The organism is Cupriavidus sp. 01L45 (genome assembly GCF_056399885.1).
Window position 1 is genome coordinate 17865 of the sequence record NZ_JBFTSG010000002.1, and the last position, 22946, is coordinate 40810.

Annotated in this window: 29 protein-coding genes; 13 read left to right on the plus strand and 16 right to left on the minus strand. The window is 63.9% G+C overall.

Features of this window, described 5'->3' with window-relative positions; translation table 11 throughout:
• The first annotated feature begins 105 nt into the window (after positions 1 to 105).
• From AC1DT6_RS01610 to AC1DT6_RS01625, 4 genes are all read left to right on the plus strand, one after another.
• Positions 106 to 744, plus strand: coding sequence for a cytochrome b/b6 domain-containing protein (locus AC1DT6_RS01610; protein WP_477103360.1), 639 nt, complete (start codon positions 106 to 108; stop codon positions 742 to 744).
• A gap of 45 nt (positions 745 to 789) precedes the next feature.
• Positions 790 to 1563: a molybdopterin-dependent oxidoreductase gene (locus AC1DT6_RS01615; RefSeq protein ID WP_477103361.1), complete on the plus strand. Its 774-nt coding sequence runs from the start codon at positions 790 to 792 to the stop codon at positions 1561 to 1563.
• Between the two features lie 64 nt (positions 1564 to 1627).
• The gene (locus tag AC1DT6_RS01620) at positions 1628 to 1894 is read left to right on the plus strand and encodes a pentapeptide MXKDX repeat protein (RefSeq protein WP_441626568.1); all 267 of its coding nucleotides are present in this window, start codon (positions 1628 to 1630) and stop codon (positions 1892 to 1894) included.
• 395 nt (positions 1895 to 2289) lie between these two features.
• The gene (locus AC1DT6_RS01625; protein WP_477103362.1) at positions 2290 to 3792 is read left to right on the plus strand and encodes a tripartite tricarboxylate transporter permease; all 1503 of its coding nucleotides are present in this window, start codon (positions 2290 to 2292) and stop codon (positions 3790 to 3792) included.
• Positions 3793 to 4154: 362 nt separating this feature from the next.
• Here the strand turns inward: AC1DT6_RS01625 and AC1DT6_RS01630 are convergent, their stop codons facing one another.
• Complete coding sequence (locus tag AC1DT6_RS01630; RefSeq protein WP_035860877.1) at positions 4155 to 4376, minus strand: hypothetical protein; 222 nt, start codon at positions 4374 to 4376, stop codon at positions 4155 to 4157.
• Positions 4377 to 4553: 177 nt separating this feature from the next.
• Positions 4554 to 4745 carry a hypothetical protein gene (locus tag AC1DT6_RS01635; RefSeq protein ID WP_441635058.1) on the minus strand — a complete coding sequence of 64 codons (192 nt, stop codon included), beginning with the start codon at positions 4743 to 4745 and terminating at the stop codon, positions 4554 to 4556.
• A 177-nt stretch (positions 4746 to 4922) separates the two neighbouring features.
• On the opposite strand from AC1DT6_RS01635, the gene AC1DT6_RS01640 reads away from it, so the two are divergent.
• A complete protein-coding gene (locus AC1DT6_RS01640) occupies positions 4923 to 5192 on the plus strand; it encodes a hypothetical protein (RefSeq protein ID WP_035860875.1) in 270 nt (89 codons plus the stop codon).
• 207 nt (positions 5193 to 5399) lie between these two features.
• Positions 5400 to 5642, plus strand: a complete 243-nt coding sequence (locus tag AC1DT6_RS01645) for a hypothetical protein (RefSeq protein WP_276288522.1) — start codon at positions 5400 to 5402, stop codon at positions 5640 to 5642.
• Between the two features lie 58 nt (positions 5643 to 5700).
• Here AC1DT6_RS01645 and AC1DT6_RS01650 read toward each other — a convergent pair whose 3' ends face one another.
• Entirely contained in the window at positions 5701 to 5901 is a 201-nt protein-coding gene (locus AC1DT6_RS01650; protein ID WP_035860872.1) for a hypothetical protein, read from the minus strand.
• A gap of 485 nt (positions 5902 to 6386) precedes the next feature.
• On the opposite strand from AC1DT6_RS01650, the gene AC1DT6_RS01655 reads away from it, so the two are divergent.
• The 3 genes from AC1DT6_RS01655 (at position 6387) to AC1DT6_RS01665 (ending at position 7316) form a co-directional block, all read left to right on the plus strand.
• Positions 6387 to 6686 (plus strand): isochorismatase, encoded by a 300-nt coding sequence (locus AC1DT6_RS01655; RefSeq protein WP_477111686.1) that lies wholly within the window; start codon positions 6387 to 6389, stop codon positions 6684 to 6686.
• A 73-nt stretch (positions 6687 to 6759) separates the two neighbouring features.
• Positions 6760 to 6981 carry a translation initiation factor IF-1 gene (gene infA, locus AC1DT6_RS01660; RefSeq protein ID WP_477114419.1) on the plus strand — a complete coding sequence of 74 codons (222 nt, stop codon included), beginning with the start codon at positions 6760 to 6762 and terminating at the stop codon, positions 6979 to 6981.
• 80 nt (positions 6982 to 7061) lie between these two features.
• Positions 7062 to 7316 carry a hypothetical protein gene (locus AC1DT6_RS01665; RefSeq protein WP_035860870.1) on the plus strand — a complete coding sequence of 85 codons (255 nt, stop codon included), beginning with the start codon at positions 7062 to 7064 and terminating at the stop codon, positions 7314 to 7316.
• Positions 7317 to 7379: 63 nt separating this feature from the next.
• Here AC1DT6_RS01665 and AC1DT6_RS01670 read toward each other — a convergent pair whose 3' ends face one another.
• The 6 genes from AC1DT6_RS01670 to AC1DT6_RS01695 all read right to left on the minus strand — a co-directional run bounded on the left by AC1DT6_RS01670 (position 7380) and on the right by AC1DT6_RS01695 (position 10213).
• The gene (locus AC1DT6_RS01670) at positions 7380 to 7754 is read right to left on the minus strand and encodes a hypothetical protein (RefSeq protein ID WP_441635063.1); all 375 of its coding nucleotides are present in this window, start codon (positions 7752 to 7754) and stop codon (positions 7380 to 7382) included.
• Between the two features lie 134 nt (positions 7755 to 7888).
• Entirely contained in the window at positions 7889 to 8173 is a 285-nt protein-coding gene (locus AC1DT6_RS01675; RefSeq protein WP_035860866.1) for a hypothetical protein, read from the minus strand.
• 99 nt (positions 8174 to 8272) lie between these two features.
• Positions 8273 to 8614 carry a hypothetical protein gene (locus tag AC1DT6_RS01680; RefSeq protein ID WP_441635065.1) on the minus strand — a complete coding sequence of 114 codons (342 nt, stop codon included), beginning with the start codon at positions 8612 to 8614 and terminating at the stop codon, positions 8273 to 8275.
• Positions 8615 to 8713: 99 nt separating this feature from the next.
• Positions 8714 to 8998 carry a hypothetical protein gene (locus tag AC1DT6_RS01685; RefSeq protein ID WP_035860860.1) on the minus strand — a complete coding sequence of 95 codons (285 nt, stop codon included), beginning with the start codon at positions 8996 to 8998 and terminating at the stop codon, positions 8714 to 8716.
• 60 nt (positions 8999 to 9058) lie between these two features.
• Entirely contained in the window at positions 9059 to 9910 is an 852-nt protein-coding gene (locus AC1DT6_RS01690; protein ID WP_441635096.1) for a trypsin-like peptidase domain-containing protein, read from the minus strand.
• A gap of 99 nt (positions 9911 to 10009) precedes the next feature.
• Complete coding sequence (locus AC1DT6_RS01695; protein WP_006157950.1) at positions 10010 to 10213, minus strand: cold-shock protein; 204 nt, start codon at positions 10211 to 10213, stop codon at positions 10010 to 10012.
• A 309-nt stretch (positions 10214 to 10522) separates the two neighbouring features.
• On the opposite strand from AC1DT6_RS01695, the gene AC1DT6_RS01700 reads away from it, so the two are divergent.
• Together AC1DT6_RS01700 and AC1DT6_RS01705 are read left to right on the plus strand one after the other, a co-directional pair.
• Positions 10523 to 10762, plus strand: coding sequence for a hypothetical protein (locus AC1DT6_RS01700; RefSeq protein WP_441635067.1), 240 nt, complete (start codon positions 10523 to 10525; stop codon positions 10760 to 10762).
• 158 nt (positions 10763 to 10920) lie between these two features.
• Positions 10921 to 11799 carry a lipid A biosynthesis lauroyl acyltransferase gene (locus AC1DT6_RS01705; RefSeq protein ID WP_441635069.1) on the plus strand — a complete coding sequence of 293 codons (879 nt, stop codon included), beginning with the start codon at positions 10921 to 10923 and terminating at the stop codon, positions 11797 to 11799.
• A 35-nt stretch (positions 11800 to 11834) separates the two neighbouring features.
• Here AC1DT6_RS01705 and AC1DT6_RS01710 read toward each other — a convergent pair whose 3' ends face one another.
• Together AC1DT6_RS01710 and AC1DT6_RS01715 are read right to left on the minus strand one after the other, a co-directional pair.
• Positions 11835 to 12029, minus strand: a complete 195-nt coding sequence (locus AC1DT6_RS01710) for a hypothetical protein (RefSeq protein ID WP_477103363.1) — start codon at positions 12027 to 12029, stop codon at positions 11835 to 11837.
• Positions 12030 to 12197: 168 nt separating this feature from the next.
• The gene (locus AC1DT6_RS01715) at positions 12198 to 12551 is read right to left on the minus strand and encodes a hypothetical protein (protein WP_441635073.1); all 354 of its coding nucleotides are present in this window, start codon (positions 12549 to 12551) and stop codon (positions 12198 to 12200) included.
• A 317-nt stretch (positions 12552 to 12868) separates the two neighbouring features.
• On the opposite strand from AC1DT6_RS01715, the gene ligD reads away from it, so the two are divergent.
• Entirely contained in the window at positions 12869 to 15469 is a 2601-nt protein-coding gene (gene ligD / locus AC1DT6_RS01720) for a DNA ligase D (RefSeq protein ID WP_477114420.1), read from the plus strand.
• A 137-nt stretch (positions 15470 to 15606) separates the two neighbouring features.
• Here the strand turns inward: ligD and AC1DT6_RS01725 are convergent, their stop codons facing one another.
• The 3 genes from AC1DT6_RS01725 to AC1DT6_RS01735 all read right to left on the minus strand — a co-directional run bounded on the left by AC1DT6_RS01725 (position 15607) and on the right by AC1DT6_RS01735 (position 18765).
• The gene (locus AC1DT6_RS01725; protein ID WP_477103365.1) at positions 15607 to 16644 is read right to left on the minus strand and encodes an alpha/beta fold hydrolase; all 1038 of its coding nucleotides are present in this window, start codon (positions 16642 to 16644) and stop codon (positions 15607 to 15609) included.
• A 109-nt stretch (positions 16645 to 16753) separates the two neighbouring features.
• A complete protein-coding gene (locus tag AC1DT6_RS01730) occupies positions 16754 to 17737 on the minus strand; it encodes a glutathione S-transferase family protein (RefSeq protein ID WP_477103366.1) in 984 nt (327 codons plus the stop codon).
• A gap of 38 nt (positions 17738 to 17775) precedes the next feature.
• Positions 17776 to 18765: an alpha/beta fold hydrolase gene (locus tag AC1DT6_RS01735; protein ID WP_477114421.1), complete on the minus strand. Its 990-nt coding sequence runs from the start codon at positions 18763 to 18765 to the stop codon at positions 17776 to 17778.
• A 165-nt stretch (positions 18766 to 18930) separates the two neighbouring features.
• On the opposite strand from AC1DT6_RS01735, the gene AC1DT6_RS01740 reads away from it, so the two are divergent.
• The gene (locus AC1DT6_RS01740; protein WP_441635083.1) at positions 18931 to 19848 is read left to right on the plus strand and encodes a LysR family transcriptional regulator; all 918 of its coding nucleotides are present in this window, start codon (positions 18931 to 18933) and stop codon (positions 19846 to 19848) included.
• 154 nt (positions 19849 to 20002) lie between these two features.
• On the opposite strand, the gene sodB is transcribed toward AC1DT6_RS01740, so the two are convergent.
• Both sodB and xseA read right to left on the minus strand, forming a co-directional pair.
• On the minus strand, positions 20003 to 20584 hold the full coding sequence (sodB, locus tag AC1DT6_RS01745; protein WP_006157940.1) for a superoxide dismutase [Fe]: 582 nt from the start codon (positions 20582 to 20584) through the stop codon (positions 20003 to 20005).
• 154 nt (positions 20585 to 20738) lie between these two features.
• On the minus strand, positions 20739 to 22124 hold the full coding sequence (gene xseA / locus AC1DT6_RS01750; RefSeq protein WP_477114422.1) for an exodeoxyribonuclease VII large subunit: 1386 nt from the start codon (positions 22122 to 22124) through the stop codon (positions 20739 to 20741).
• Positions 22125 to 22946 lie beyond the last annotated feature (822 nt).

Below are 22946 nucleotides of genomic sequence, written 5' to 3' on the forward strand. Positions count from 1 at the left end.
AAATTTCCCGTTTCGCGTGTAAGTTCGTGCCGCCACCGTCGACAAAGGCACACAAACCGTTTGCATCAGCACGCGCTGCCGCCACGGGAACATTGGAGAACGACGGTGGATACTGCCTCCCAGCTATCGCGGCCCGCGCCCGGCCGCCACGGACATGCGTCCGCCCCCAGCCAGCCGGCATGGGTACGCCTGACCCACTGGCTCAACGCCATCGCCATCATCATCATGGTGATGAGCGGCTGGCGCATCTATAACGCATCGCCGCTGTTCGGCCTGCACTTCCCCAAGGGCATCACGCTCGGCGGATGGCTGGGCGGCGCGCTGCAATGGCACTTCGCGGCCATGTGGCTGCTGGTCGCCAACGGGTTGTTCTACCTGCTGATGAACGTCATTACCGGACGATTCCGCCGCCGCTTCCTGCCGCTGTCGGTGCGCGAGGCATTGCGCGATGTGGCCGCGGCGCTGCGTGGCAGGCTGGCGCACCCGGACCTGGCCCAATACAACGCGGCCCAGAAGGCCATGTATCTCGGCGTGGTGCTGGTCATCGTGCTGACGGTGCTGTCCGGCCTGGCGATCTGGAAATCGGTGCAATTCCCGCTGCTGCGCGAGCTGATGGGCGGCTACGACGCCGCGCGCTGGGTCCATTTCGTGTGCATGAGCGCCATTGTGCTGTTCACCGCCGTGCATGTGGCCATGGTTGCGCTGGTGCCGCGGACCTTGCTGATCATGCTGCGCGGCCACTGAACGCCATCCCGCCGAATCCAGAGAGCCGCCTCGCGGAGAATCACCATGAACAAACCCAAACCCATCGTCACGCTCGACCGGAACCTGATCCTGCACGATGCCGTGCGCGAACTCGATATGCCCTCGCGCCGCCTGTTCGCCAAGCGCGCCGTCACGCTGGGCGGCCTGTCGATGCTGACCGGCTGCAGCCTGACCGACGATGCCTCGGTGGAACGCTTCCTTACCGCGGTATCGCGCTTCAACGATCGCGTGCAAGGCTGGCTGTTCGATCCCGGCCGGCTCGCGCCTACCTACGACGAATCCCGCATCACGCGGCCCTTCCCGTTCAATGCTTTCTACGGCGAAGACGAAGTGCCCGAGGTCGACGCCGGCGACTTCCGCCTGGAAGTGGGTGGCCTGGTGGCACGCAAGGCGTCCTGGACGCTCGAGCAGCTCTACGCGCTGCCGCAAACCTCGCAGGTCACCCGGCATATCTGCGTGGAAGGCTGGAGCGCCATCGGCAAGTGGGGCGGCACGCCCTTCTCCGAGTTCCTGCATCGCGTGGGCGCCGACACCAGCGCGAAGTATGTGGGCTTTCGCTGCGCCGACGATTACTTCACCAGCATCGACATGCCCACCGCGCTGCACCCGCAGACGCTGCTGACCTTTACCTACGACGGGCAGACACTGCCGCCCAAGTACGGCTTTCCGATGAAGCTGCGCATGCCGACCAAGCTTGGCTACAAGAACCCCAAGCACATCATGGCGCTGTACGTCACCAACACGTATCCCGGCGGTTACTGGGAAGACCAGGGATACAACTGGTTCGGCGGATCCTGATCCGCTTGAAATTGGCCGGCATGGTGCCGGCTTGCACACCGGCTATCAGCCCAAGGAGAACACCATGAACAAACTGTTCGCAACCGCCCTGCTCTCAACCACCATGCTGTTTGCGGGCCACGCCTTCGCCCAGGACGCCATGAAGAAGGATGCCGCTCCCATGGCCAACGACAGCAGCATGGCAAAGGACACCATGAACAAGGACGCGATGAGCAAGGACAAGACGAAGAAGAGCAGCGACAAGATGAGCAAGGACAAGGCGGGCAAGGACAGCATGAGTAAGGACAGCATGAGCAAGGACGCCATGGGCAAGGATGCAATGAAGCAGTAAGCGGAAGGGCAGCCCGCCTGCCGGGCTGGCTGGCCGGCGGCAATGTGACGACGCCCCGTCTTTTGCGCGGGGCGTCGGTGTTTCGGTCATGCGGGAACCGCAAGCGCCACTCGCGGCGCATCGGAATGCATCGGGACATACCCGCAGCGGCGTCCGCTGAAAGCCGGATGAAAGCACGCAAGCCTACCGTGCTTGGTAAGCCATTGAGGCGCGCCCGACGTGCGCGCACCTGCTGTCGATGACGATCTGCGGGGGAAACCTGCACAGCGACCCGCTGCGCCGGCGTCCTCCGATTCGCGCGCCAATTCAAAACACAGCGCGCGGCCTGGCATGCGGACTCCGCCTTACGGCGGATGCTCCGCCCGGGTTTCACTGCAGGCGAGGGAGACAGCCTCATGGAACTATTCGAACACCTGGCCCTTGGGTTCTCCACGGCGCTGACACTGCAAAATCTTGGCTACTGCTTCCTCGGCTGCCTGCTGGGAACGCTGATCGGCGTGCTGCCCGGCATCGGGCCGCTGGCCACCATCGCCATGCTGCTGCCGGTGACCTACACACTACCGCCGGTGGCCGCGCTCATCATGCTGGCCGGTATTTATTACGGCGCGCAGTACGGCGGCTCCACCACCGCCATCCTGGTCAACCTGCCGGGCGAATCGTCGTCCGTGGTGACCACCATCGACGGCTACCAGATGGCACGGCGAGGGCGAGCGGGCGTGGCGCTGGCCACCGCCGGCCTGGGCTCGTTCTTTGCCGGCTGCGTGGCTACCCTGATCCTTGCCGCATTTGCTACGCCGCTGTCGGAACTGGCGTTCAAGTTCGGGCCCGCGGAGTACTTCTCGCTGATGGTGCTGGGCCTGATCGGTGCCGTGGTGCTGGCCTCGGGCTCGCTGCCCAAGGCGGTAGCCATGATCGTGCTGGGGCTGCTGATGGGCCTGGTCGGAACCGACGTGAATTCGGGCGCGGCGCGCTTCTCCTTCGACATTCCGGAACTGACCGATGGCGTCGACTTCGTCGCGCTGGCCATGGGCATGTTTGGCTTCGCGGAGATCATCGCCAACCTGGAACAGAAGGAGCACCGCGAGACCTTCACCGATCACGTCACCAACCTGTGGCCGACCAAGGCCGACTTCAGGCGCATGGCGCCTGCCGTGTTGCGCGGCACGTTCCTTGGCTCCGCGCTGGGCATCCTGCCGGGCGGTGGTGCTGCGCTGGCTTCGTTCGCGGCCTACTCGCTGGAAAAGAAAACCTCGAAGTACTCGCATGAGTTCGGCAAGGGCGCCATCGAGGGCGTGGCAGGTCCGGAATCGGCCAATAACGCCGCAGCCCAGACCTCCTTCATCCCGCTGCTGACGCTGGGCATTCCGCCCAACGCGGTGATGGCGCTGATGGTGGGTGCGATGACCATCCACAACATCCAGCCGGGCCCGCAGGTCATGACCAGCAACCCCGCGCTGTTCTGGGGCCTGATCGCCTCTATGTGGATCGGAAACTTCATGCTGATCATCCTGAACCTGCCGCTGATCGGGATCTGGGTCAAGCTGTTGCAGGTGCCCTACCGCTTCCTGTACCCGGCCATCCTGACCTTCTGCTGCATCGGCGTGTACTCGGTCAACAACCAGACCTTCGACGTATTCACGGCGGCTGGCTTCGGTGTGATCGGCTACCTGTTCATCAAGCTCAAGTGCGAGCCCGCGCCGCTGCTGCTGGGGTTCGTGCTGGGGCCGATGATGGAGGAGAATTTCCGCAGGGCGCTATTGCTTTCACGTGGCGAATTCACGGTGTTCGTGACCCGTCCGCTGTCGCTGGGATTGCTGATTGCCGCGGCGCTGCTGGTCTGCATTGTGGCGCTGCCGTCGATCAAGGCCAAGCGCGAGGAAGCATTCCAGGAGGAATGACACGGGCCGGCGGGTGCCTGACTGGTAACAGCGCTAGGGAAAGCACAGGCACGCGCCTACACTGAGGAGGTGCCGGTCCGGCACTGTCGGTCACCGAGGGGGTACTTCATGAATTATTGTCCCAGGCCGCCTGGTCAGCGGAAAACGCCGGCCACGCCCTGGAAGACGCACTTCCAGCAACCCGGCGAGAAAGGCCGGACCTCCCAGCCCGGCCAGTTCGATCCGCGAACCGAGCAACCCGCCGACAAGAAATAGCATCAGCGATGCGATAGCGTTTTCAGGCCCGTGCCGCCATGGCTGCGGGCCTTGTCGTTTTATCGCGCGCAATATGCTCTCCGGCGGCACGGCCGGTCATGTTCCCGCTACGACGCACTGTGCGCTTCCGCGCGGTCATGTCCCGCCCAGGTCAGGCGCCATCCGGAGGTGGCCGTCTTGGCCACCAGGCCCGAATCCTGAAGCAGCAGCAAATGGTGACTTAGCTTGGATGCCTCGGCATTGCCCAGCGCCTTGGCGAGTTGAAGATCCGTCATCATCGCCTGGCTGTCGGACCGCAGTGCTGACAGCACCCGGTCCGCGAAGGACATGTCACGCCTCATCTTGCACTCCCGCTATTTTTGAACGCCCTGACAGCTGACTAGCGAACGTCGCTTCATCAAGCAATGCCAGGCGCTGGGCGCGCGCATAGCGGCAGCACCCGGGCCTCCCGCCAAGGGGCAGGAATGGCAAGGTCCGGCCGACGCACCGCTTCAGTCCCGTCCAGATTACTTCTTCTTGCCCGTTGCGCCATCATTGCCGACGCGCGACTGGACTGCACCGAACGGGGCGGCAGGGGCGACCGGCTTCTTGGGTTGCTTGGGCTTCTTGGTTTCGCGATTGCCGCGTAATTGACCTTTGGCCATGGTGATGCTCCACGAGTGGTTACTGCATTGCTTGCCAGGCGGCAGATCCAGCATACCCGCTTACTCCCGCATTCAGGGAATTATCACGCGCACCGGGAAGCGTTTCGCACCATGAAAATCGCCATTCGTTATCGCTATCGCGCGATAACAGCATCGCCTTCCATTATGCGGAAAAGTAAATCGGACACCACCGGGCAAACAGCGTATGCTCGTTGAAGAAAGGAGATCAACATGTCTCAAAATCATGCGATCTACAAGGGGTTCAAGGTTTCGGCCAATGTGCGTCGCTCGTTCGACGACAGTCCCGATGCCGAACTCGCGCGGGCGAAATTTCTCGCGACAGTGACCATCACCCAGGTCAGCGGCGACAGCGGTTCGCTCAGGCTGGTGCCCCCGCTGCTCCAGCATATCGCGCAGACGCCGCACGATGCCATCGACCTGGCCGTGTCTTATGCCAGGACCGTCATCGACGATATGTCCACCTTCGTCAAACGAAAGTAATCCCGCCCCGCGCTTGTTTCTCCCGTCCGATGCCCGCGCGCTCCAGCGATGCCCCACCGGCGTCTTTCCACGACGCGGCATCCACGCACGGACTTCGCCCCGGCCCCTCGATTCGCCCGGAATTGCAGTCCATCGCGCGGCCGCCCTGACCGGCACAGCCGCAGCCACGCCCGGCAACACTTCCCCACGAAAACACAGGAGACGACCATGGAAAGACAAATCAAGAACAAGGCGGAGTTGCGCGCGATGATCCGCGCAGAGCAGCAAAAATGGACGGAGTGCAACGGTGCCTGCTTTGGCGACGTATGCTGGCAGGCGCCGGATGCAGGCGGATGCAACTGGGACCTCTCGACCATGGAAGGCGGCGACAGCGCCGCCTGCCTGGAGAAGATCCGGCCTTTCACGACCGCGCTGCGCGAGCAGTACAACATTCCCAACGAAGGGAAATAAGGCGGGCGAGCGCCTGGCGTGCTGAATCCGGAATGCGTTGCAGACGGGATTCAGGACTTTATTCGACCAGGCGCTCGATCCGTGCCTTGGCGTTTTCCAGCGCGTCGGCCTTGGCCAGTTCGCGGGTGCCGAATGCGCTGCCCTGGTTTTCGAAGCGGCCGTGCGTGTCCAGGGTGTAGATCCAGTGCCATTGACCGAAGGTGCGCTGCGTCAGCTCGAAGTTGACGTAGTGCCCCTTATAGAAAAAACTCTCCGGCATCGTCCACCTCGCGCTGTTGCGGCCTGCCCGGCGCCCGGCCCCGGCATCCCTGGGATACGATTGGCGGCGCTTCGCCACGAAAGTGCCGCAAGCGGCGCCACGCGCAACGCCTTGCCTATCGTACGCCCAAATCCGGACGCAAGCGCCGATAGACGGAAAATGGTATCATTGCCAGTCTTGGCCGTTTGCCGACCGCATCTAGTCATCGGCGCCAACGTGCCGGTCGCCGTACATCATCAGAACATTAACGGCGGCCTGTCGGGCGTACACCCGATTCGTTCAGGGCGGCAACCGCCCATCACCCTTCCGACCCGGCGGCATGTCCGCTCCGCAACCTGTGCGCATGTACCTGGCGCATCAGCCTGCGCAAGCACGGTCCACTCATCACCAGCCACCTTCCTAGCGCAACAGCGCCGGGCCTGACGCGGCTGGCAACTCAATCACGGCGACCGATCGCCCCAAGAGAGCACGCGGCGCATCATGAGATGCGCTCAACGTTGCCTCAGATCGTCCGCCCGCACAAGGGCAGCACTTTGAATCAAAGCTTCAATCAAGGCATCAACCGCAGCAACAGCGGCAATCCGTACACCGTATCGGTGTACCCAATCCAACAAGAGCCAGGCGTGTGGTTTGCGACCTACCTGATCGCCGAATACAAGAACGGCTCCGAATGCATCGTTGCCAACGTTTCGATGCGCCATGCCACGCATGGCACCGAAGCCCAGGCAAAACAGGCCGCCCGACGCGCGGCCGAGAGCGTCGCTGCCGGCATGCGCCTGCAATAAGCCGGCCACATAAAAGCAACCCGCATGCGTCTAAACCTAATGTGCAGCAGCACTTGCTGCAAAAGGATCATCCTTGGCTAAAGAAGAACTGGTGGAATTTGGTGGACAAGTATCGGAAGTATTGCCGRACAACCGCTTCCGCGTCATTCTGGAAAATGGTTTCCAGGTGTGGGCATATTCGTCCGGCCGCCTGAAGAAGAATCGCATTCGTATCCTGGCCGGCGATCGCGTGACGCTGGAAATGTCGCCCTACGACCTGACCAAGGGCCGCATCAATTACCGTCACAAGTATTGAGACCAAGGCCAGACACGCTGCCGCGCCGTCAGGCTGTAGACCCGCGGCCCCCTCCCAACTCTCTTATGAAAGGAAGAAACATGTCGATCAGCGAAGAATGGGAAGAGATGCACCTGACGCCGGGCGGCTGGGTAGGCGGAAGCTACCGCCACGTGCCTGGGCCCGAGGTCACGGTGGAACGCCCGGCCGATGAAGTGCTTACCGTACGCAGGCATGTCGCCGCCACCTACTGCGGCCCGTCGCGCGCAACCGAAGACAGGACGCCGCGCACGGAAGACATGGCACTGATCGAAACGCTGCTGGCACGCTTCGGCAGCCCGGCGTTCGGGGTCTAAGCTCCGATTACGCCTGGCCACGGCGCGCAACGCGCCCGTGCCTTCGCCGTGAGCGGCGGAAGCTCAGCCGGGAAAACGCATGCGTGGGACGCTGGCACCAACGCGAGAGCCGACCGGGCGCAATTCGCCCTCCCAGGGTTCCGCGTCCAGGTCCAGCACGAAGTCTCCCTCGCCGGCCTTGTCATACAAATTGTCACGAATCGCCTGCCCGATCGCCAGCCGGCACAACGCCTCGAAGCTGTCGACGGCCGTGCCGGCCAGGGCTGCCTCCCTGGCCTGAACCCCGAACGAGCGCCTGCCGTCGCCGACGAAGCTGGTGAAACGCACGCCTGTCGGATGGCTGGAGTCCAGAAAGCTGACAGCCACGTGGTAGGCGATGCCTTTGCCTTGCCCCGGTAGCGTGCAGAGGAAATTGGATGGTGTGGCAACCTTGTTCATGACGTATGCGCCCTCGGGCCGGCGCGATGCGCACGGCAATATTTGACAGGTAGACCCGACGCCACGGGCATCGCACCGGACGTCGCACTGGGCAACGCCGCGCCGCTGCGCCGGAATCATCTCCGGCACAACCCTTACAGCGTGGTCACCGACTCACCGGGTATCAGCCCGTTGATAATATCTTCGCCGAACTTCACGGCCCCCCTGCGCGCCGTACCGATATTCTCCCACGGCGTGCTTTCCAGGCGAAACACGCGAGTGCGTTCGCTGCCGGGCCGATGACCCTCGATGCAAATGACCACCGACGCAGTAAAGCTGCGGTCAGGCTTGGTCCGGGGCCACGATTGCGCGGGTTGAATCTTGTACACCAGGGGATAGAGGTCGAATCCCTTGTAGCTGGCGGAAGGCGTATTGTTCATGTAGTGCTCCAGGCGGCTGGATGCCGCCGATGCGGGCCTCGTAAAAATTCGCACACACTGGACAATGCCGGGACCCATTGCGCGGCCACGCGGGGCAAGCTAGGGAGCCATCAGGCGATCGACGACAATCGCGATCGCTTTCCCTGGCCTGTCCTGCTTGCAATGGACACCAAGGCGTGCGCGCAAAAACCGGTCAAGGCTGCGTTGCAGTTGATATAAGGCGCGCTGGTCGGCACTGCTCAGCTGTTCCGCGACTTCCTGCGCCATCTCGATTTCAAGCGTCCTGGCGGACCAGGCAAGGCTTCCGGCATCAGGGATCTGCCAGTTCGCGGTGACTACGCGCTGTCCTGTCATCCAGGTCCTGACATCTTGCCCGGTGATCTCATCAAGCACGGGCTTCACGAAGGCAACGAGATCTATCATGGCACCGGCCAGGCGCATAAGCGGCCCGTCGCCTGGCCGATGGGCGATACAGCCGCGGCGGGCGAACCCGCTCCACCCTCGCACCACAGCGGACCCTGCCGCATATCGCGACAGGCGTCAGAGCGATACGACGGATTGCCCGGGGATCGCGCCGTTGATGATGTCCTCGGCGTATCGGACGACACCACGGCGCGCGGCACCGATATTGTCCCAAGGCACTGTATCCAGGCGGAAAGTACGGGCTTTCTCGCCCTCGGGTTCACCACCTTCCCGGCAGATCACAACGGCGGCATCGAAGGTCCTGTCGGGCCTGCGCTCCGGCCACGTGCGCACCACCGCATGCTTGAATACGAGGGGGTACAAATCGAACCCTTTGTAGCTGGCAATCGGATTGGCGTCCATGATGCGCTCCGCAGTTACATTGATCCCCACTCTACTCCTATAGGCGCAGCATCATCACCTTTATTTTGGCGGCTCTGGAGATATGGAAGGCGCCGGGGAAGGCGACCCGGCGGACGGCGTGGCTGGCGTGGCGGCAACAGGTGCGGCCGCGCCCGGAGCCGTCCTTGCTGGCGCCGCCTTCGCCGGCTCGGTCAGGGTCAGCAGCATGTCCGCATACCAGGCCGAATTCAGTCCGAGCACCTCGTCCTCCGCCAGGTCGCGCGAACCCACGTCGAAGCGGGCAGAGTGAATACCCAGCAGCATCCACGGCAGGTCCAGTTTCTCGCCCCGGCCATCGCGCATGCGCGAGACCACCAGCGCACCGCTCGTGCCGCGATGGGTCCTTGCATCCGTGAGGAAAAAACCCTGGCCCTGGAAACGCAATCCGTAAGCGGATGCGACCACCGCCTGGCGCGCCACCGGCAGATGATGAAGCGCATCATGAAAACCCAGCGGGAATCCCACGATCAACAGCGAATCGCCCACCTCGACGTGGTCCGACGGCCGCGCCAGGTGCTCCGGCGTGAAAGCCCTGTAGACAAGCTTCGGCGGCAGYGCCTTGCGCTCCAGCTCCACCACCCCGACGTCGACCGGACCGCCGCCATCCTCGCCTTCCCGCCAGACCGCAAGGCCATCGCGGTACAGCGGAATCGAAAAGCCGATCGAGTCGGCCATGTTCTCCGGCTGGCTATGCAGTTCGATCTCGATGCGGTCGGGGTGATGTTTGCTCGGCTCGTCGAGCAGCACATGGCGGCTGGTCACCACGAAGAGCCGCCCGTCGCGCTCGAAAAAAAAGCCACTCGCATTGGTGAGCGGTTGCTGGCCGTCGAAAGACGAGACCCGGACGGCGGCAAGAAGGATGGATTCGACCACAGGCATGATGATTTGGCGCAGGCGCCTCGCTGATTCCCGGTCGGTAAAAAAAAAGCCCCGCTAGGCGGGGCTTTTTCTAGGCGATTCGATTCGGCTCGATCAGATCGGCTCGATCTTGGTCGCTGCGGGGCCCTTTTGGCCAACGCCTGCGACGTAACGCACCTTCTGGCCTTCTTGCAGCGACTTGAAACCGCCGCCTTGAATTTCCGAGAAATGCGCGAACAGGTCGTTGCCGCCTGCGTCAGGGGTGATGAAGCCGAAGCCCTTGGAGTCGTTGAACCACTTGACGGTACCGGTTTCCATGCTGGATATCCTTTAAACCTTAAAAGTTCTGGATGAGCCTGTTGCTCACCAGGCATGACGATCAAGGAAGGAACATGGAGCAAACGAACCGCCGCTTGGAGGGACGATCCATAACATCTGAGTAACCGCTTGAAAGATCCTGCATCAACAACAATACAGGCATGGAAGGGGCATGTCAACGTGCCCGCAAAGAAAGTGCGCCAAGGATGGCGGGTGGGCCCGATTTAGCGTCCGGGCACCCCTCGCCCGCGACGGTTTGTGGCCACATGAACGTGCTACAGTCACCCACCTACCGCTGCCGGATTCCGCATGTCGCCTTGCCCAGCCTGCCTCGCCATCGAAGCCAACCGCGGTGGTTCGCCGGGGCATGCCATGCTCAGGATCACCGACACGCAGCGCATCAAGGTGCCACGCCGCCCCGCGAGCACTATCAGCACTTTCGTGTGCCAGGCTTGCGCCACCAGCTGGATCTACCGCGACGAAAAGAACGTCGATACGCAGGGCTGGCAACTTGCCCTGCAACAAACGCTGGCTCAGGACCTGCGGTGACATAGGCCGGCAGGGCCATTTCCCATCGTCGTCGGCACGCTGCTCCCGCTGGCCCTCACCACTCACTGCCGCGATCTCACTGAGACCGTGCCGCACGCCCGCRCAAACCGCGCTGCGGCGGCGCGAAGCACGCGGCGCGGTAATCTTTCAGGACCTGGATGATCCAGCGCATCGGACTCTTTTTCACCATCAGCCTGCTGCGTTTGCTCGCCGCACTACCCTACAGCGTGTGCGCACGTATCGGCATGGGCCTTGGCGCCCTGCTCTATCGCATTCCGAGCCGGCGCCGCAGCGTCGTGCAGACCAACCTGCGGCTGTGCTTTCCGGATGCTAGCGAGTCGCACCGGCATGCTTTGGGCGAGGCACATTTCAGCCATGTGATTCGGAGCTACCTGGAACGCGGCGTGCAATGGTATGGCGACGCCGGCAGGCTGAACGACCTCGTCGAACTGGACTCCGCCATCGAACTCGGCAATGCCGACGCCGGCCCGACCATTTTCCTGGGGTTCCATTTCGTGGCGATCGAGGCCGGCTGCATGTTCTATTCGACCAGGCACCCGGTGGCCTCGCTCTACTCCAAGATGTCCAACCCCTTGCTGGAACAGTTGGCTAGGCAGCAGCGCGGCAGGTTCGGCACCGAGATGATCCCGCGCAACGGCAGCGTGCGGCAGGCACTGCGGGCGCTTAAATCCGGCACGCCGCTGATGCTCGCCGCGGACATGGACTTTGGCTTGCGCGACTCGGTATTCGTGCCGTTCTTCAACGTCCAGGCCTGCACGCTTACCTCGGTATCCCGCCTCGCCGCGCTTAGCGGTGCGCGTGTCATACCGTTCACAACCTCGGTCCTGCCCGGCTACCGCGGCTACAAGCTGAAGATATTCGATGCGATGGCGGGCTATCCCTCGGGCGACGAGAAGGCCGACGCGCTGCGCATGAACGCATTCCTGGAAACCCAGGTGCGCGCCATGCCGGAGCAATACTACTGGGTGCACCGCCGCTTCAAGCACCGCCCGGATGGCGAGGCGCCCGTCTATTGAGACGGCACCGCTCCACCCGTGCGAGCAGCCGCCGTTTAGTCCTGGTGGCCGTCCACGCTCACGCGATAGAGCGTGGCGCCCACCTTTTCCAGCAGCGCCCGCGCCGCGTCGGAAAACGCCTCGCTGGCTAGCAGCGCTGCCAGCCCCGCCACGGCGTCGTCCACCGATAGCTCGACCGTCTCGTCATTGGCAATGCGTTCGAAGGTGCTGATCACTACTGTCGGATCCATCCAGATTCCCCTGCAAAGGTCGAAGTCCGCCGCCTGGGCATGATGCCCACGCTGGCAAGCAGCGCGAATGGTAGCACCGCCACGCCCTCTGCCGGCATCTGGCTAGCCGCCATGGCAATGCGGCACCGCCCGGGCCGCAGCGCGACAGCTTGTCGTGGACAGGATTTGTCAGTGCCTTGCGGGCAACGCGCGCAGCCGGCGATTCACCTCGAGCAATGTCTCGCAATCGTCGCTGCCGGCGGCAGTGCGCTGCTGGATATACGTCGTGATGGCAAGCAGGGGACGCTTGCGCTCGCTGCACGACGAAGCGCCGGAACGGGCACAAGACACCGCCACCTCCCTATCCAGGCTATCCCGCACGATCGCGATCAGATCCCCGCACTGCGCCGCCTCCACGGAAGACGCCGGCTCGGCCACCTCGGCGCAGGCGACGCCTGCCCGCAGGCCGAGTGCGACGGCGGCAATGCCGAGCGCCACCTGCCATGCCTGGCGGGCCGATGGCTTCCTGGCTATCGTGGACATTATCAAAGCGGCGGCAGCGTGGCATATATTGCAAACCGTGGCCCGCGGGGGTTGTAGAAAATACAAACTGGGGGATCCTTGTCCGGTAAGTGCCTGCCCGCGGCCTGGCAGGCGGGGCCGCTCGCGCGCCTTGGGCGCGGCACAAGCGTAAGTGCCCCGTCTCCATGCAGGATTCATTCCCTTGGCTAACATCTTCAGATGTGCCGGGCACGATTGCTGCGTCGCATTGCGCACAACCCTGGCGGCCGGGCTGATTCCCCCGCTCCCCCGGCCGCCTTGCGCGGACTATCGCTGACCTGCCTTCCAAGGTGTACGAGATGCCAGGACCATTGGAAAAATACCGCCAGAAACGCAACTTCAGCGTCACCAGCGAGCCCAGGGGGACAAAGGTCAAGCCTGCCGCCAGGCTGTCCTTCGTTGTGCAAAAACACGCGGCCCGGCGCCTGCACTACGATTTTCGCCTGGAACTCGACGGTACGCTGAAAAGCTGGGCGGTGCCCAGGGGGCCAAGCCTGGACCCCGCCGACAAGCGCATGGCTGTGCAGGTCGAGGACCATCCACTCGACTACGGCTCCTTCGAGGGCGTGATTCCTGCGGGGCAATACGGCGCGGGTAAGGTCATCGTGTGGGATCGCGGCACCTGGGTGCCCACCGGCGACCCGCATGCGGGATACCGCGAAGGCAAGCTGAAGTTCTCCCTGCATGGAGAAAAACTGCACGGGCACTGGACGCTGGTACGCATGGACGCAAGGCGCGACCAGGATGCGGACAAGCCCGCCTGGCTGCTGATCAAGGAGCGCGACGAAGAAGCGCGCGCGGCGGCTTCATTCGACATCGTGCAAGCACTGCCCGACAGCGTGCTGCCCGGCAAGCGCAAAGCCAGCGCGAAGCCAGCGGGCAGATTGGCGCAAAACGCGGAACGCAAGTCCGCGCGTGCCGTCAGCCAGGCCACGGCCTCCCTGGGTCCCGACGATATGCCGTCCGCCGCCAGGTCGGCCGCCCTGCCTCTCATGCTGGCACCGCAACTGGCGACCCTGGTCGACAAACCACCGGCGGCCGATGACGAATGGCTATACGAGATCAAGTTCGACGGCTACCGCCTGCTCGCCCGCGTCGAAGGCAAGAAGGTGCGCCTGTTCACGCGCAACGGCAACGACTGGACCAGCAAGCTGCGCGGACTGGCGCAGGCTGTCGCAGGCCTTGGCCTGCAGTCCGGCTGGCTCGACGGCGAGATCGTGATCGCCGACAAGCACGGCAGGACCGATTTCCAGGCCCTGCAGAATGCATTTGAAAACGCGCAACTCGACGAAATCCGGTACTTCCTGTTCGACCTGCCGTATTGCAACGGCTTCGACCTGCGCAAGGTGCCGCTATCCGTGCGCAGGGACATGTTGCGCCGCGCGCTGACAGCCAGGCCTTGCGATCACCTGCGCTTTAGCGAGAGCTTCGAGGCCAGCGCCGCCGAGTTGCTGCCGGTTGCCTGCAAACTCCGGCTCGAAGGCGTGATCGGCAAGCGTGCCGATGCGCCCTACGTGTCGACACGCTCACGCGCCTGGATCAAACTGAAGTGCAYGCAGCGCCAGGAGTTCGTGGTGGTCGGCTATACCGATCCCGCCGGCTCCCGCCAGGGGATCGGCGCGCTGCTGCTCGGCGTGCATGACGAGCGCGGGCGGCTGCGCTATGCCGGCAAGGTCGGGACTGGCTTCGATGCGGATACGTTGTCCAGCCTTTCGCGCAGGCTCGTTGCCCTGCGGCAGGATGCCTCGCCGCTGGATTCCGCTTACGCGGGCCAGCCGGCAGGCAGGATGCCATCGCACTGGGTGAAACCAAAGCTCGTGGCCGAGATTTCCTTCGGCAGCTGGACGCAGGAAGGCCGTGTGCGCCATGCCGTATTCCACGGCCTGCGCACCGACAAGCCGGCCACCGCGGTCGCGGTGGAACGCGCTGCGCAGATCGGGCCGGATGGCAAGCGGAAGCACAAGAACAAGCCTGCGACACGCTCCACCGGGACAGCCAAGGCAACGCCCGAAGCATCTGCCGCACCGCGCGCGCGCATCAGCCATGCCGGGCGCGTCATCGATGCTTCGACCGGACTGACCAAAGGCGACCTCGTGGGGTACTACGAGGCCATCGCCCCGCTGCTGCTGCCGCATCTGCGCGGACGGCCCGTGGCGCTGGTGCGCGGCCCCAGCGGCATCGACGGCGAGCTGTTCTTCCAGAAGCATGGGGATGCATTGCGCATGCCCGGCATCAACACACTCGATCCCGCGCTATGGCCGGACCATCCGCCGTTGCTTGAAATTGCCACGGAAGCGGGCATCGTCGCGGCAGCCCGGTTCAACGTGATCGAGTTCCATACATGGAATGCCAACAAGCGCGCGCTTGGCAGGCCGGACCGGGTGGTCTTCGACCTGGATCCCGGCGAAGGGGTGCCGTGGAACCACGTACGCGAAGGCGCCGCGATGATGAAAACCGTGCTGGATGAGCTGGGCCTGCGCAGCTTCCTGAAGACCAGCGGTGGCAAGGGCCTCCACGTAGTAGTACCGATCTCCGCGCGCCACGACTGGGAGACCGTCAAGGAATTCGCCAGGCAAGTCGTGTTGCACATGACCAGCATCGTGCCGGAACGCTTCGTAGCCAGGAGCGGGCCCCGCAACCGCGTCGGCAAGACCTTTATCGACTACCTGCGCAACGGTTTCGGCGCCACCACGGCGGCCGCCTTTTCCGCGCGGGCGCGTCCCGGGCTTGGCGTTTCCGTGCCACTTGACTGGGACGAGCTGGACAGCATCGAATCCAGCGCGCGGTGGACCGTCACCAATCTGCACGAACGCCTCCGCGCGCGGCAGGAGGATCCCTGGGCCGGCTATGCCACCACCAGGCAGACACTGACCAAGCCGATCAAGCTGATGATGCTCTGAGCGGCCCTGCCGGTCCCTGCCTGATGGCCAGCAGCCGGAGCACGCTCCATGGATTGAGCAGGCATAGCCCGCGTGCCGCAAGCAGGCCGAGGCACTTTACCTGCCGGCGACTTGCCGGCGCTCTCCCGCGGTTCGCGCTACCGGCTCGCGGGCAATGCCGCAAGCCCATCGAGCAGCGCCTTGTGGAAGGCCTGGGGATCCTGCATCTGCGGCGCGTGGCCCAAGTCCGGAAACTCGACCAGTTTCGCATTCGGCAGCGCCTTCAGGGTGAGCTGCGCCAGCGCCGGATAGTTGCCGACTTTCGCGCGGACTTCGGGCGGTGCGGCGTCCTTGGCGATCGCCGTGGTGTCCTTGTCGCCGATCAGCAGAAGGGTCTGCGTCTTGAGCGCGCCCAGCTCGTACACGACGGGCTGCGTAAAGATCATGTCGTAGATCAGCGCGGAATTCCAGGCCACCTGCTGCTTGCCCGGACCGCGGTTCATGCCCGCCAGCATCTGCACCCACGGCTCGTACTCGGGACGCCACGTGCCCACATAGTAGGTTGCCTGCTCGTAGCCGCGAATCTTGTCGGCGCTGGTGGCCAGCTCGCGTGCGTACCATTGGTCGACCGACAGCGATGGCACGCCCTTCGCCTTCCAGTCTTCGAGGCCTATCGGGTTGACCAGCGCAAGCTGCTCCGTTTGCTGCGGGTACATCAGCGCATAGCGCATGGCCAGCATGCCGCCAGTCGAATGGCCGATCACCGTGGCCTGGCCCACGCCGGCCGATTCGAGCAAGGCGTGGGTATTGCGCGCGAGCTGCTGGAAGGAGTACTGATAGCGCGCCGGCTTGCTGGACTTGCAAAAACCGATCTGGTCAGGCGCGATAACACGATAGCCGACCGCGCTGAGTACCTTGATGGTGCCGTCCCAGGTCGCCGCGCAGAAGTTCTTTCCGTGCAGCAAAACCGCGGTGCGGCCGTTGGCGTGCTCCGGCTTGATGTCCATGTAGGCCATATGCATCACCTCGCCCTGCGAGGTGAACGCGAACTGCCGGACCGGCGCCGGGTAGTCGAAGCCTTGCAGTTCCGGCCCGTATGCCGGGCCATCGTCGGCCGCGGCGGCCAGCACGGCCGGAGACGTGGCGGCGATGGCCGCGATGAGGATGGCGAACAAGGATTGGCGACGGAACATCATGGCGGCTGGACTCGCTGGCGAAGAGAAGGTCGGAAAGCGCAAGCACGCGGGCGAGCTCGCGAAGTATGAACGAGAGCGCTGTGCAACAGATGCCGCGCGCGCCGATGACTCATGACGCCAGCCGTGCGCGGTCCGGCGGCGAGGCGAAATCAAGCACAGGACCCGCCGGCACTACGCCTGACGGATTGATCGAGAGATGGCTCTCGTAATAGTGCCGCTTGATGTGCTCGATACTGACCGTCTCCGCGATGCCGGGAAGCTGGTAGATGTCCCGCGTGTAAGCCGCGAGGTTCGTGTAGTCGGCGATGCGGCGCAGGTTGCATTTGAAGTGGCCGACATAGACCGCATCAAAGCGGACCAGCGTTGTAAACAGGCGGATATCGGCCTCCGTGAGAGCATCGCCGGTCAGGAAGCGTCGCGTCCCCAGGCGTTGCTCAAGCCAGTCGAGCGTCTCGAACAGCGGCGCGACCGCCTCTTCGTAGGCGCCTTGCATGGTGGCGAATCCGGATTTATAGACACCGTTGTTCACGGTGTCGTACACCCTCGCATTGATCTCGTCGATCTCGGTGCGCAATGCCTCCGGATAGTAGTCGCCGGCCCTTGCGCCCAGCTGATCGAAGGCCGTGTTGAACATCCGGATGATCTCCGACGACTCGTTGCTGACGATGGTCGATTGCCTCTTGTCCCACAGCACGGGCACGGTAACGCGTCCGGTGTAGTCCGGGGCGGCCGCGGTATAGACCTGGTGCAGCAGGCGCGCGTCGTTGACGGTGTCGGGGACCACGCCCGGGCCCTCGGCAAAGGTCCAGCCCTCGCCCCGCATCAGCCAGTGGACGGTGGAGATGCTGATCATGTCTTCGAGCCCTTTCAGGGCACGCATGATCAGCGTGCGGTGTGCCCACGGGCATGCCAGGCTCACGTAGAGATGATAGCGGCCGGCTTCGGCCCTGAAGCCGCCAACGCCGCTCGGGCCGGCCGCGCCGTCGGGCGTTACCCAGTTGCGGAAGGCCGCGTCCTTGCGGACGAAGCGGCCCCCGGTGGATGCGGTGTCATACCAGCGGTCTTGCCATTTTCCGTTGACGAGCAGTCCCATTTCGATACTCCAGGTGGCGCGATGATGCGCCAGATTTTTCAGTCGGCGCCAACTGCTTGCGACGGTGCATTGATAAAGCTCACGATGGCCGGGATGGTCTGCCCCGGCGCTTCTTCCATCAGCCAGTGTCCCGAGCCCTTGACGATCACGCCTTGCACATGGGTGGCGACAAGGCGTGCCTGGTCGATCAGGAAATTACCCGACGCCTTCTCGCCGGCCAGCACCAGCATGGGCATCGGCAGCGGCTGCTTCGCCAGGGCTGCGAAGTCCTCGGCATCCCGCGGGAACGCATGGAAGAATTCGAAGCCCGCGCGCATCCGGCCAGGCCGGGCGTAGGCCGCGGCGTAGCGCTGCCGGCTGGCTTCCGGCACCGAGTGCGCCGGGTCGGCGGCAAAGTCGTTCCAGAAATGCTCGAAGTACGTGCGCTCGCGTCCCTTCACCAGCTTCTCCGGCGTATCGCCGTAGAAATTGAAGTGCCACTTGTCGCGCAGCAGCCAGACCTTCTGCCAGTCGCCCACGCCGGGCAGGAACGCATCCATCAGCGTCACGCTCTCCACTTCGTCCGAGTATTGCGCCGCGTAGGCGTAGGCCACCATCAGGCCGATATCGTGGCCGACGATGTTGACCTTGCGGTAGCCAAGCGCCTGGACCCTTGCGTGAATATCCTGCGCGAGGTTCTTCTTCTCATAGCCCGACGGCGTGACTTCCGACKCGCCGGCGCCGCGCAGGTCCGGTGCGATCACGACACGCTTGTCACCGAGCCGAGTCATCAGCGGCAGCCACATATGGCTGGTTTCCGCGTAGCCGTGCAGCAGCACGACGGGCGTGCCGCTGCCTTGCCCGGTTTCAAGATAGTGCAACGTGACGCCATTTGCGTGGATCGTATGTGGCCGGACCGCGCTGCTGCCGGCGCGCTCCGCCGCGCTGGCGGGCGCCACAAAGGCGAACGCAGCGAATGTGAGCGCGGCTACGCCGGACATGAGTACCGCGACGCTGATACGGCGTGCCATGCAGTGGATGAGGGTCATGACGTTCTCCGGTGACAGCGCCGCCGCAGGACTGGTTGCCTGGCCGATGGCACCGCAAACAAAAGGGGTTTCGGGAATGCGATGAATTGCTGTGCATGAATACTGCCCCGGCGGCGCCGTTTTGCCGTACGATTTTCCCGATGAACTCGTTCGACGGAATTGAACATGTTGTCGGAAGACGAACTGGCGTTACTGGAAGCCATCAGGGAGAGTGGCAGCCTGTCCCGCGCGGCAGCCCGCCTTGGCAAAGCGCCATCGACCATCTCACATGCCGCGCGGCAACTCGAAGGCCGCTTTGACGCCCTGTTGTTCGACCGCCGCCGCTACCGGCTGCAGCTGACGCCGGCCGGACACCTGCTGGCCGACGAGGCCGCAAGGCTGATGCAGGACGTAGCCCGCATGACGCAGCGCGTGCGGCAGGTCGCCAGCGGCTGGGAAGACCGCTTGTGGATCGTCACCGACGAGGTGCTGGAGTTCGAATTGCTGATGCCGGTGATCCACAGCTTCGACACGTTGCAGTCCGGCGTGGCGATTCGCCTGACCCACGAAGTCCTTAGCGGCACCTGGGAAGCGCTGCGCGATGGCCGCGCGGATGTGATCGTGGGAGCGACCAACGAGCCGCCCGCCATTCCGGGACTGCGCTGGTTCGAACTGGGCGTGGTGGAGTGGGTATTCGCCGTGGCGCCGCGCCATCCGCTCGCCAGCGTGGAAGGACCGCTCACGCGGGAACGCATCTCGGCACACCGCGCGGTGGTGGTAGCCGATTCATCGCGCGGCACGGCGGGACGCGCCTACGGCCTGGTCGGCGGGCAAGCCTCGCTGGCGGTGCCGAGCATGCGCGCCAAAATTCTGGCGCAGCGCGAAGGGCTCGGTGTCGGCTGGCTGCCGCGGTACCGGGTGGCGTCGCTGCTCAAGCGTGGCGAACTGGTGGAAAAACGCACGGCCGATCCGCGCGAGCCCAATACGCTCTACGTCGCCTGGCGGGGCGACCATGAGGGCCGCGCGCTGCAATGGTGGCTGGATCAGTTGAAGCAGCCGCGCCTGGCGAAGCGCCTTGTGCAAGGCATGGACCTGTTCGCCTGAGCCGGCGGGACGGCTGAACGCGAACATCGCGGCGCAACAACGGAAAAGGGCCCCGATGGGCCCTTTTCCGTTTGCCGTTTGCCGTTCCGTGGCGCGGTTCACGCAGCGGAGTTGTCCGGTGCGCAAGCCGCCGCCGCTCGGCGGCAGCGCGAAATCAACCGGCGAAATTCTTGCTGGCGAAGTCCCAGTTCACCACATTCCAGAATGCCTCGACGTACTTCGGACGGGCATTGCGGTAGTCGATGTAGTAAGCGTGTTCCCACACGTCGCAGGTCAGCAGCGGCTTGGCATCGGTGGTCAGCGGAGTGGCGGCGTTGGAGGTCGAGACCAGGTCCAGCGAACCGTCGGCCTTCTTCACCAGCCAGGCCCAGCCCGAACCGAAGGTACCGACCGCGGTCTTGGTGAATTCTTCCTTGAACTTGTCGAAGGAGCCGAACTTGGCGTTGATGGCATCGGCCAGAGCGCCGGTGGGCTGGCCGCCGCCGTTGGGCTTGAGCGAATCCCAGTAGAAGGTGTGGTTCCACACCTGGGCGGCGTTGTTGAAGATGCCGCCGGAAGACTTCTTGACGATCTCTTCGAGCGTCGAGTTTTCGAACTCGGTGCCCTTGATCAGGTTGTTCAGGTTGGTGACGTAGGTCTGGTGATGCTTGTCGTGGTGGAACTCCAGGGTCTCCTTGGAGATGTGCGGGGCGAGCGCATCATGAGCGTAGGGCAGCGGGGGGAGAGTATGTTCCATTGTTCTGTCTCTTTCTGTGGGGTTGAAGATCAGGAATTGTCGATTGTAGGGGACTTGCCATACCCGCGCAAACGCGGCAAACAAAGCCCCTTCGATCATATTAGTTTGATCGATATGCGAGCGCTGTCGGTGGCCCGCCGACGCGCCGCCACGCCTACAGCTCGGCCAGCCGGGGCTGCACGCTGGCGATGCCGGCGTCGGCCACGCCTTCGGCCAGATGGATTTCGATCGTGGAGCCCGCATGCAACTCGGCCGGCGAGCGCAAGGCGCGGCCGCGCTGGTCCAGCAGCACGGCGTAGCCCCGCTCCAGGGTGCGCTGCGGGGCCAGCAGTTCCAGCGAGCCGGCGGCGCGCTCCCAGCGCTGGACGGCGCGCTCGTGCTGGCGCTGCGTGGCGTCGCGCAGCCGCAGGGCGGCCCGGCGCAGGTCGGCCTGGGCCAGCGCAAGGTCGGGACGCCCGGCCGCCCAGCGCATGGCGAGCACCTGCTGCCGGTGCCGCTGGGCCGCCACCGTATCGCGCAGCGCGGAACGCAGGTGGCGCATCAGGTTGTCGACCTGCAGGCGGCGCTCCTGCAACTGGGCCTGCGGGCTGCGCAGCCGGCGGGCCAGCCCGTCCAGGTTCTGCGCGCGCCGGTCGAGCTGGCGCTGCATGCCCTGGGCCAGCGCATCGCGCGCGCGATTGGCCTGCATCAGCATGTGGGCGCGGTCCGGGCTGACCAGTTCGGCTGCACCGGTAGGCGTCGGTGCGCGCACGTCGGCGACGAAATCTGCAATGGTGAAGTCGGTTTCATGGCCAACCCCGGATACCACGGGCACGGCGCAGCGGGCAATCGCCTGCGCCACGCTTTCCTCGTTGAACGACCAGAGGTCCTCGATGCTGCCACCGCCACGGCACAGGATCAGCACGTCGCACTCGTCGCGCTCGCTGGCGGTATCGATCATCGCGGCGATCCTGGCCGYCGCGCCGGCACCCTGGACCGGCACAGGGTAAACCACGACCGGCACATGCGGTGCGCGCCGGCGCAGCGTGCTGAGCACATCGCGCAACGCGGCAGCCTGCAGCGAGGTGATCACGCCGATGGTGCGCGGATGGGCGGGCACGGGCCGCTTGCGCTCGGGCGCGAAGAGCCCGGCCTGGGACAGCTTTTCCTTCAACCGCAGGAATGCTTCATAGAGATTGCCGAGACCCGCGCGGCGCATGGCCTCCACGCCGAGCTGCAATTCGCCGCGTGCCTCGTACATGGACACCAGCGCCCTGACCTCGACCGCCTCGCCCTCGCGGGGCATGAAGCCGACATGCTGGTTGCGGCCGCGGAACATCACGCAGCGGATCTGGGCGCGCGCATCCTTGAGCGAGAAGTACCAGTGGCCGCTCGCGGCGCGTGTGAAGTTGGAGATTTCGCCCCGGACCCAGGTAAGTGGAAAGTTGCGTTCCAGCACCTGGGCGATAGCGTGGTTGAGCTCCCCGACAGGGATCGCTTCGCGTGCGCCGGGAGGCGCCACAGGCTGCGGTTCACGCGAAAAGTTCAGCGGTTCTGACATGGCTCACGGCCGGGCAAGCGGCGTGGAATGGACATGTCCACAGCATAACCTGTCTGTCAAGCCTCCCTGCATTCGCGATGCAGCCACCCCGCCAGACCGCGTGACTTGACACAAGCCTTTGATTCTTATGCCCTTTCCGCCGTCTTATTTTTTAGGCAATGTAAGCAAACCCCTTATGCGTCAACGACTTACCGGCAGCACCCCCGGCTTGTTCACAAAGTTATCCACATTTTTTCTGGACAACCTTGCTGGAAGAGTCCTGCCTGTGGATAACCCACTGAAAGTCACTGACACAGTGTCGCCGATTAGCTAGGCGCGCCTTTTGCGGCGCTTTTTCGAGGCTCCACGTCCCGGCACCCCGGAAGTCGGCCGGGCTGCCGATATGGCCCCGTTAAACAAGCTCTGCCCATTTTTTAATCAACAACAATGAAGTACTTTCCAATCAATGGGTTACACCGCTTCTCAGATAGTTTTCCACAACCCGTCCACAAGACTGTCCCGGATGAATGTGGAAAGGGGGAGACTTGGCCGGTTTTTTCCCTTTTCGGAGGCGGACAGCTCTCTGGCGGCCCCATCTGGCGCGCTCTGCACATTATTTAAGCATTCCCTCTACCCCTCTTTTAAATCAATGAGTTAGGTGTCCTTTCAGGCTTCTGTCCACAACCGGTCCACAGCACTGTCCTGTTTTAATGTGGATAGCCGACGCCTGAGCGTTGGCCGTTTCCCAGCCGCTCGGAGGATGTCTTCGCCATTCGCTGGCTGCCCATTTTTTAAGCGATATATAATTTTTCCTTTCGAATCAGTAGCTTGACCTCTTTGTCA